Annotated in this window: 9 protein-coding genes and 1 pseudogene; 9 read left to right on the plus strand and 1 reads right to left on the minus strand. The window is 53.6% G+C overall.

Features of this window, described 5'->3' with window-relative positions; genetic code table 11:
* On the plus strand, window positions 1-578 hold a 578-nt coding region (locus FFS57_RS23750; RefSeq protein WP_249384146.1), incomplete at its 5' end, for a polymorphic toxin type 15 domain-containing protein.
* Window positions 579-589: 11 nt separating this feature from the next.
* A complete protein-coding gene (locus FFS57_RS23755; protein ID WP_137940316.1) occupies window positions 590-1,246 on the plus strand; it encodes a GAD-like domain-containing protein in 657 nt (218 codons plus the stop codon).
* A 22-nt stretch (window positions 1,247-1,268) separates the two neighbouring features.
* Here the strand turns inward: FFS57_RS23755 and FFS57_RS23760 are convergent.
* A pseudogene (locus FFS57_RS23760) lies at window positions 1,269-2,048 on the minus strand (phage portal protein); the annotation flags it as partial.
* A gap of 762 nt (window positions 2,049-2,810) precedes the next feature.
* Here FFS57_RS23760 and FFS57_RS23765 point away from each other — a divergent pair.
* The 7 genes from FFS57_RS23765 to FFS57_RS23795 all read left to right on the plus strand — a co-directional run bounded on the left by FFS57_RS23765 (window position 2,811) and on the right by FFS57_RS23795 (window position 8,687).
* Window positions 2,811-3,443, plus strand: a complete 633-nt coding sequence (locus FFS57_RS23765) for an endonuclease/exonuclease/phosphatase family protein (RefSeq protein ID WP_171014181.1) — start codon at window positions 2,811-2,813, stop codon at window positions 3,441-3,443.
* 227 nt (window positions 3,444-3,670) lie between these two features.
* Window positions 3,671-4,471 carry a hypothetical protein gene (locus FFS57_RS23770; protein WP_137940318.1) on the plus strand — a complete coding sequence of 267 codons (801 nt, stop codon included), beginning with the start codon at window positions 3,671-3,673 and terminating at the stop codon, window positions 4,469-4,471.
* A gap of 184 nt (window positions 4,472-4,655) precedes the next feature.
* A complete protein-coding gene (locus FFS57_RS23775) occupies window positions 4,656-5,414 on the plus strand; it encodes a VWA domain-containing protein (protein ID WP_137940319.1) in 759 nt (252 codons plus the stop codon).
* Window positions 5,415-5,493: 79 nt separating this feature from the next.
* Window positions 5,494-6,084: a TerD family protein gene (locus FFS57_RS23780; RefSeq protein ID WP_137940320.1), complete on the plus strand. Its 591-nt coding sequence runs from the start codon at window positions 5,494-5,496 to the stop codon at window positions 6,082-6,084.
* The gene (locus FFS57_RS23785; protein ID WP_137940321.1) at window positions 6,084-6,866 is read left to right on the plus strand and encodes a hypothetical protein; all 783 of its coding nucleotides are present in this window, start codon (window positions 6,084-6,086) and stop codon (window positions 6,864-6,866) included. Before FFS57_RS23780 ends, FFS57_RS23785 begins: the two co-directional genes overlap by 1 nt.
* Window positions 6,867-6,874: 8 nt before the next feature.
* The gene (locus FFS57_RS23790) at window positions 6,875-8,023 is read left to right on the plus strand and encodes a toxic anion resistance protein (protein WP_137940322.1); all 1,149 of its coding nucleotides are present in this window, start codon (window positions 6,875-6,877) and stop codon (window positions 8,021-8,023) included.
* A 103-nt stretch (window positions 8,024-8,126) separates the two neighbouring features.
* Complete coding sequence (locus tag FFS57_RS23795) at window positions 8,127-8,687, plus strand: prolyl hydroxylase family protein (protein WP_137940323.1); 561 nt, start codon at window positions 8,127-8,129, stop codon at window positions 8,685-8,687.
* Window positions 8,688-9,137: the final 450 nt, after the last annotated feature.

Below are 9,137 nucleotides of genomic sequence, written 5' to 3' on the forward strand. Positions count from 1 at the left end.
TGCCGCCCGTGGGGCCACCGCGCACCCCGGAAGTAAAAGTACCGTGCTTCAAGGCCGACCGCATGCCCCGCCACAAGCTCAACGAGTTCGACCGGCAATTGAAGGGCCAGCAGGATGGCTTGAATGATTTGACGGTGGATGAATTCCTGAAGGGGCGGGAGTTGTATGAGCAGTTTGGGCGGACAGCTGATCCGCAGGTGGCGGAACGTGCTCGACTTGCTTATCAAGCAAAACTAGAAAATGAAGAACTCGGCAAACATTTACGAAATGGGTTGAGCCCAAGAGAAGCCAGACAACTGGCGCGACAAGTGGCCACCAATAAAATGAAAGCGCTTGCAGCCTTACACAACCCTGATATGTACACTGGCGGCAAAGACAAGATCGCGGACTTCGGTGATGCCAAGGTCAATAAGTCCATCGGGGCTCAGTGGGGCAAGTCGCTCGGCAAAAAACATCCGGAGTGGGACGGTGACAAGGGCCGCTTCCGGGTACACGCACTGGATGAGGCCGCTCAGAAAATTTTGCCGAGTCTACGGGCAACGACGAACATGAATGCAACACTAACTCGCTGCAAATAGGGGGACAATCCATGGATGAATTTATCGAGTTGTTCCTGGAAGATTTCGGCCCAGCATTTCTGCGCCAATGGGTACCACAATCCAGCATTGACCGCTATCGCGGTAAGTTACCTGATCAGTTACTGAAGTATTGGGAAGGCTATGGTTGGGCCGGTTATGCCAAGGGGCGCTTCTGGCTAGTGAATCCCCAAGAATATGAACCCGTATTGGAAGCCTGGATTGGCGAGATGCCTTTCATGGAGCAGGATGCCTATCACGTAATTGCCAGAGGCGCTTTCGGCGATTTGTATTTATGGGGCGAAAGAACTGGGCCATCTTTAACAATTAGCCCTGCCAGCGCTTCCGCATTTCCAAACCATACATATCAACATCAAGTGCAAATCGGCAACAGTAATACTGTCATTCAGCACTGGCTTTGTGCGTGTAATCCTGCATTGATGGATTGGAGCGATATGAATAGCCAGCCCCTGTTCGACCGTGCCCTAGCCCGACTCGGCCGCCTGGATTCCACCGAAATGTATGGCTATGTCCCCGCCTTGGCACTGGGCTGCCCGAACACGGTCGAGAAACTACAAAAGGTCAGCATCATCGAGCATCTGGTGTTCCTGGCCCAGCTAGAACCATTGCAGGTCATCGAGTTTCCAGACACCGATCTAAGCGACATCTGAATCAGGCCGGAAACTCCACTGCCTAGGCGGTGGTGTCCGGCATTGCCAGCGCATACGGTCCGAACTGGATCACCGTTTCCCCCAGCCAATCATTCAACTCCTGTAACCGTGCCTGCAACGGCACAATCTCATTCTCATAGAACACCTGCGCCGCCTTGCCGGCATCGCCAAAGCCACCGGTATTGTTCGGCACAATCCCCATCAGCTGCGGTGGTACCCGGTGCGCCGCCAATACATCATCCCGCGTGACATCCTTGATGTTGAAGAACTCATCCTTGGCCGCTACCTCGCTGATCGGCATGATCTGGATGCCGTCTTTCTTGCCGTTGGGCGCGTACATGAACAGGTTGCGGAAGTTGCCGGGACCTTTGCTGTCTTTCAAGGCAGTGCGCAACGCATCCACGTAGGCCGGGTTCTGCGCGGCATCGGTCATATATAAGATGAAGCCAGCATGGGAACCGTTCAGGTAGTATTTGCGACGGAACAGGGTGGCGCTTTCGTTGAGTCAGGCGCTGTTGAGTGCAGCCAGGTATTCCGGTAGGCCGTACACTTCCTGGTTGATGTCCGGCTCCAGCAAATGAAACACTTCGCCCAACGGACTGGCCTGCTGGGCATTGGGGACCCACCAATAGCTGTCCAGTTCAATTCCACGCCGCAAGAACTTGGCCGCAGGGTCCAGCTTGATCACCCCGCCCAAGCGGTTGCACTGCTTTTCGACGTACAGATTCCCAAAGATCAGAAAATCCTGCACCAGTTGCTGAAACACCAAGCGGCCGAGCCACGGGTGTGACTGGTAGGGGCTGACCTGCCATTGCGTTTCACCGCCGGCGCTGTCAAACAGGGCAGCATTGGTTGTGGGCTGCTGGCTTGGTGTCCTTTTCATGGATTGCATTTGTTTCGATCAACCGGTCGGCAGAAACCAGCACCGAAGGAGGCCATTTCATTGCCCCAATGGCGCGCCCGCCACCAACGCGCATTGACCACTTCTTGATGTCGGCGAAGAACAGTCGCATCATTGTGATCTTGCTTTTCAGAAGTAGCAATTGTTGTCAACGTTATCGAGATGCGCACTCACGCCATTGAGTGTTCCGTCTTCGGCTAGTTCAGAGCCTGCGTTCTCAGCGAAACTTACACAGATCTGCGTCGCTTCGACGACACGAAGACCCGCGCCCATCCCTGATATCTTGCGAAATGCGCTTTCTCCACATGTTTCCTGCAGCGGGCAGCAGTCTTGAGAAGCAGTCCTTTCTTATCTTATCAACCTCAAAGCCACAGAGGGAATCTGGCCAAGTAGTGCAATTAAAGTGAAAACCCATTACCCGGTGTTCATAACTGATGTCAAGAAAAGTGCCCATTAAAAAAGAAGGAGGCCCGTGCGCCTGGCCCACATTACGGGTGCTTGTGCTGTTCACCTAGGGTGGCGGGATCAGAGCTCGTTGTGGCCGCTAGAGTTGACATGCCATTTGGCATTCAGCGGTCAATGAATGATTCATCATGCAAGACAGGGGTTCCGTTGCCTGGTTGTCAATTCTGCATAACTTCACTTCATAAAAGGAACGATCTCATGAAACTGCTTACTTGGAACACACTGGGTGAACGTTGGAATGCAATGACCGATCGAATTGATCAATACCAGCCAGATGTTGTCTGTATACAGGAAGCCGGTAATCTTCCGAAGGAGCTTGGTTACACGGGGGAATTGACGCAAGAGAAACCATACATGATTGGAACATATAGCGGTTACAGCATCTGGTATCTATGGTGGGACAGACAGGGGGGAACAGGCAATATCCGCTGCTCCATGGCAATGCTCTTCAAAGGTAGTGGCGGGCCATCGGTGTCCTGGTCAACCGATTCAGACAAACGACCCATCATGCGTGCATCGATTGGCGCCTCCTACTATGTGGCAAACATTCATGCCGGGGGGCGTGAGTACATCAATCAGGCGATTCAGTCGGTTCTGACCAATGGGTATGGAAAGACGTGGGTTGTCGCTGGTGATTTCAATCAGGAAGCAGATGGCGATCTGTCCTGGATGGACCGGCGGGCCAGAGTCATCGCCCCCGACGAAGCGACACGACCTGCCAGTCATAAAATAATTGATTACGCGGTAAGCAACGGTACTGGGAAGGCATCCGTCGCCGGGCCTTACTATGGCGGCTCTGATCACCGCTGCGTCGTCATCAACATTAGTTAACGGTTGGCGTGCAGACCCATTTAATGGATGTTGTAGATGCAGTAACCAACCAGGTTTTTCGTTAGTGCTTGAACAGGTGAAACTATGCTGCCACTGTATTCATCGCCTACTCGAATTTGGCAACTGGCTGGCGTTAACGCTTTGTATGGGTGCCAGCTTCGCCCCACCTGTTCAAGTACGCCGTTTCCGCCTAGCATGGCGGTCCTGATTACTTCACGACTTGATCGATGTTACCCATCCTCCGCTTGCACCCAGCTTGGCTATGCCTGGTCTTATACAGCATGGTGTTGAACCCATTGGCCATAGCACAAGACACTCCCAAAGCACTGGTACTGAAAACCGCCAAGTCATCCCCAGCCACGATTAATATCGAGGCACTTTGCAAGTTGCTGGCCACGCCCTGCCAACCCAAACAGGCCAAGCTTTACCCCGGCCCCAGCCCACAAAGCTGGGTACTGATTGATGAGGCACAGCCTGCTATCGCCTTGTTCAATTCATACAATCCCGGCCAACCGGTGATGCAAAGCCAATTGGATTTGTCCCAATACAAACACAGCATGCCGCTACCCAACAATGACGCGGAGATGTCAGTTCACCCTGTCTTGTATCCGATCGGTACGCAAGGTTGGGCGGTTGCCATCACGCTTCGTCATGCTGTTCCTTATTCAGGCGGTGGGCGTGGGCAAACCGTGGCAGACTTTGTTGCCCTGTCACCCAAGGTGGATTCCGGCAAAGTGCTGTACCGATGCGTGCCTTTCAGCGAAAGCGAGATGATTCGCGCATGCTTTAGCGAACAAGACTACAAGCGTTCGCCACATTGCCATGATGAATCTAGCGGCCATTTGACCATTCGCTATGCTGCCAGCGGTACGGTACTCAACCCAGGCTGGCGTTTCGCCTGGCACAGCACGGATTGGCCGGCCGGCGTACCGGCAACGAAAGCACAACGTAGCCAGCGCCCGCTCGACATCACCCCTGCCAGCAGTCAGGCCGTCACTCAATGTGCCACAGAATGGCACGACGAATGAGTCATGCCATGTTTTCATGGCGCCCCCTTTGATGATCGTCAATGGGCAATCGGCTTGACTTGGCTGCCAATGGACAAGTCATGCCAAGTGGGTTATACATGACGGCTGGCATTTGATACTGCGTATTTATCCGTTTGACGTATTGCACCCTATCCTATCTATCCTTTAGTCCCCGGAGTCAAGCATGAGTCTGCCAATGGCAAAAGAACAGGAAAAAGTCCGCCTGGTGTTGCATAAGCAGGATGTCCCCGCCACCTTCAAAATCAATATGAAGTTGTTTGCGGATGTCAGCGGATCTTTCAAGGATGAATTCACCAAGAAGCTGCCCAAGGGCGGTTATGTTGTCGATCCATTCTTTACCGCAGCCCTGGCCATTGCAGGTGAAATCGACCCGGATCGCAATATTCAGATCATCGGGTTCTCCGACCGAGCAAAAGACACAGGCGATTATTCGCTCAACCACGCGGAGAACATTCGTGAAGAATTTTTGCGCCGGGCGGATTCAATTCTGTGGGGCTCCACCGATTATGGTACGGCGTTGGAGACGCTGCTGAAGAGCGACAGCATGGTCAAGAAGACTGGCAGCCTGTTGAAGAACCTGTTCAGTTTCGGCAAAAAGAAACCGGAAGCCGCGCCGGCCAAGAAAGAGGCGTTTCTGGTGTTGTTCGTTTCCGACGGCGAAGACATGGGCTCAGAAGACCACTTCATCTCGCAATTGAAGGAACTCTCCGCGATTGGTACCTTCGTAGTACTGATTGGCGCCAATTCGGACCGAAGCGTGAAATTCAAGTTGATGCAAAAAGCGGCTGAAGATGTCGAAGGATGTACCTTCCATCGCCTGACCGCCTTGGCCAGCTTGTCGACAGACCAATTGTATGAACATATTTTTGATGCGGAATTCAAACGCTGGTTTGAAAAACTACCAACCGAATATAAAGCTTGATGTGTCAACCAGGTGGCCCGGAGCAATGGCTACTCTGGTGTCACCCTGAACTTGTATTGATCGACGAAAAGGAACCCCGATGTTACCAATGACCAAAGGTGCCACCCTGCCCCTGACCAAAAACGCGGCCCCATTGAAAGAGGTCCGTTTGGAGCTGTCGTGGTCACCCCCAAAAAATACCAGCCGTGGCAGCTATGACCTGGATGCCAGTGCTTTCCCGCTGAACAGTACCGGCGGTGGCCCACTGGGTACCATTGCCGATGTCGGGCACATTTGCTATTGGGGTCAGCAAAAGACCCCATCCATGGAACACCTGGCTGGCGATGATCGGACTGGTGATGGTGACGAGCCGGATGAAGTCATCCTGATCCGCTTCAATACCATCCCTGCCAATTGCGATCTGATTGCCATTGTCGGCACCATCGACAAAGCCATTGCACGTGGCCAGTCGTTTGCCGAGGTAAACGATGCCACCATGCAGATCTTCAACAACGAAACCAACGAACTGCTGGCAGAAGCCCGTTTGGCGTCGATGGACGCTGGCTCGACCGGCTGCCTGTTCGCCAGCATCCGCAAAGCCAACAATGTGTGGACAGTTGAAAATGTCAGCCAAGGTTACCCAGGCAAAGAGTTGCCGGACTTCTTCCAGTTGTTCGGTTATCAAGGCTGATGATGTCGGATTATCGCGACCTGTTTGGCAAGCCTGACGACAAGCCACAGATGCGCGATCTGTTTGGGGCGCAGCCCGCTGCGCCCAACAATGTGGTGCCGGTGCCGACACAAGCACCGGCAGCTGTGAAGGATCTGTTTGCTGGTGTTCCCGCCCTAGTACCGACTCCCCAGGTCGATCTGGGCATGAACCTGCCGTCAACGAACTCGATCACCACGCCGCCGCCCACGTCGATTGCCACACCTGAAGGTGTCAATCTGCGTTATGCCGAACTGGTTCGCGAAAACGAAGTACTGATGCACCGGGTGATTGATCTGACGCAATCCGTCAAGCATCGCGAGAACCAGCTCAGCAATCTGTTGAACAACGCTAAACGGCAAGCCGATGAACTGCAGGCTGTCATCAACCCGAAACGCTCATTACTTGGGCGCAAACCGGCGGTAGACAAGGCGCGTGCACACGCGCTGGTGGATGAGCTGCAGGGCTTCATGCGCAGCGAGCTGAAAACGGACGTGTTCCTGCAAAATGACATGGACGAATTGCTGCGCCAAACCGATTACCTTGACCGCCTGGCCCGGGTACTGAAAACCGATGGCCAAGCCGTGCTGGATAGCAACGATGATCTGCTTGCGCGGATTCTGACCCAGTCGCAGATCCTATCATTGCAGGCCGTATCCACACGCCAACTGATTGAACAACTGGAACGACAATTGCGCGATATCGACGACTGGCGAGCCAATTTTCTTTCCTTGCTGGTGGTCGACATCCAGCAACGCCTTTGAGGACTACCATGACGCAATACAAAGACCTGTTCGGTGGCGGCACGCCAGCGCCGCGCCCGACCACCACGGCCCCCCAGCCCACTGTCGCCACACCGATTCATACCCCACAGCCAGCCAATCTGGTGCCGACCATTGATCTGGGCATGCAGGCTCCGGTTACCGCAGTGGCGCCTGCCGTTGACAATGCGCTGGTCGCGCAGATCCGTCAGATCAGCAGTGACCGTCTGGAAGAAATTGGCGGTCGTCAGACCCAGCAACTGGTTGGGTTGTCTGAACAACTGTTGGCCAAGACCCGGGCCACCGATACCGGAGAATTTGGCCGTGGGATGAATGACATCCTGCGTTTGATGAGCACCGTGCAATATGACCAATTGGGTGAACCCAGCGGTGTCAGCGGTTTGATCAACAAGGTGAAACGCACCTTCAAAGTAGCGAAGGTGGACGTGGTACAGGCTTTTGACAGCGCCAAAGGCCAAATCGACAAGATCAGCAACGACATGCGTAGCCGCCTGCGGGTCATGGACAGCGACAACCAGTGGCTGATCAATGCATACAACGCCAATCTGGTCGACATGCAATCGCTGGAACAGATTCTGCCGGCCGTCCAGATTGTGCTGGAAGAAGAACAGCAAAAATTGGCCGCAATGGACCCCAGCGATCCGATGAAAATTGCCGAGCAACGGCAGCGGGTGGATCGCCTGAATCGTCGTGCGGAAACCATCGCGCTACAAATTCATCAAGCCAAGTTGCGTGCCTTCCAGATCAAAGGCCTGGAAGATGCCAATAAAGGCATTACAGATGATTTCCGTTCATTGCTGGAAAACGCCATCCCTGCCTGGGGCACCGACATCAGCATGGGGTTGCTCAGCCTGCGCCAGAAAGCCAACATTGAGATCAGCAATCGGGTCAAGGATCAGATCCAGACGTCGATGAAACGGGCGGCCGATCAGATTCACGATAATGTGATCAATTCCGAAAAGGCCTTGCAACGCCAAGCAGTGGACGTCAACACGCTACAACACGTGCAGGACAAGACCATCGACATGATTCGTCAAAAAGTCCAACTGGCAGAGCAACGCAGCCAGCAACGGGCACAAACCATGCAGGAACTGGCTCGCATGGATACCGAACTGAAGCAATCCCTCACGACCAAATAGCCCACCTGCCAGCCCACCCGGGCTGGCACTTCTTTGAAGTACCGAACCTTAACCGGTGCTGCCACCACTGCAACCCCTCTAAATCATTCTCAGGAACAAATTTATGGATTTTCAGCGCTACAACAATGGCGTCTTTACACTCCAGCCCTTCTTTTCCCCCTCTTGCTGTGAGGCTATGATTGCCCAAGCTGAAACCATGGGCTTCGAGGCGGCCGCCATCAACACACGCGAAGGCCCACGTCGAGTAGAAGATGTGCGCAACAACGACCGAGTGATTTTTGATGATCACGACTTAGCTGCCGACCTGTTTTCAACCTTGCAACCCCATTTGATGACGGTGATGGGTAGCCGTGTGTTGGTTGGGCTGAACGAACGCTTCCGTTTCTATCGTTATACCCCAGGACAAAAGTTCGATTGGCATGAAGATGGCCCCTATGTCAGAGCCAACAACGAGCGCAGTCTGCTCACCTTGTTGATCTACTTGAACGACGGTTACGGCGGCGGGGAGACGAAATTTGAATGGATGGATATCAAAGGACAATGCGGGATGGCCTTGGTATTTCACCATGGGCTGGTTCACTGCGGTGCTGCCGTTACCGAGGGGGTAAAGTATGTACTGCGAACAGATGTGATGTATGGTGCGCTGGGCTCAGCTTACTACTGAACGTCATGCAGAATCTGAAGTAACCCGAATCGGCGCTCGAGACCAATACAGGCACCCTATCAAGGCAAGATGATCCAATCTCGCGTCAACGGCTTGAACAAGCATCTATCCACCAGATCCAGTCGCCAGATAGTCAAGGCATTGATTCAGCTGGACTAATGAACAGTTCCGCCATCACACCTTCCAATACACAGCCGTATTCACCCAATGCTGTATCAGGTTGAATCGATGACCTTTGTCGAGCGGGCCTTGGCGACTGGTGATCGATACGTGATGAAACGCCTTGAAAATCACACCATGATATGGGTTTGAATCGCACCGCACGGCTATTTCATTGTTACAATAACAGTTTTTCGCCGAGGCCTACCCCGTTTCGGCGTGTTGCAACACACTTGTCAGGAAACGCGCTGTAAACCATCGCAATACGCATGTCAGAACACACCCCCGCCC

Source organism: Chitinivorax sp. B (assembly GCF_005503445.1).
Lineage (GTDB): Bacteria > Pseudomonadota > Gammaproteobacteria > Burkholderiales > SCOH01 > Chitinivorax.

What these genes read in the sequence shown, in the direction of transcription:
- FFS57_RS23755 (WP_137940316.1), top strand. Translation starts at nt 590, where the DNA reads ATGGATGAATTTATCGAGTTGTTCCTGGAAGATTTCGGCCCAGCATTT.
- FFS57_RS23765 (WP_171014181.1), top strand. Translation starts at nt 2,811, where the DNA reads ATGAAACTGCTTACTTGGAACACACTGGGTGAACGTTGGAATGCAATG.
- FFS57_RS23770 (WP_137940318.1), top strand. Translation starts at nt 3,671, where the DNA reads ATGTTACCCATCCTCCGCTTGCACCCAGCTTGGCTATGCCTGGTCTTA.
- FFS57_RS23775 (WP_137940319.1), top strand. Translation starts at nt 4,656, where the DNA reads ATGAGTCTGCCAATGGCAAAAGAACAGGAAAAAGTCCGCCTGGTGTTG.
- FFS57_RS23780 (WP_137940320.1), top strand. Translation starts at nt 5,494, where the DNA reads ATGTTACCAATGACCAAAGGTGCCACCCTGCCCCTGACCAAAAACGCG.
- FFS57_RS23785 (WP_137940321.1), top strand. Translation starts at nt 6,084, where the DNA reads ATGATGTCGGATTATCGCGACCTGTTTGGCAAGCCTGACGACAAGCCA.
- FFS57_RS23790 (WP_137940322.1), top strand. Translation starts at nt 6,875, where the DNA reads ATGACGCAATACAAAGACCTGTTCGGTGGCGGCACGCCAGCGCCGCGC.
- FFS57_RS23795 (WP_137940323.1), top strand. Translation starts at nt 8,127, where the DNA reads ATGGATTTTCAGCGCTACAACAATGGCGTCTTTACACTCCAGCCCTTC.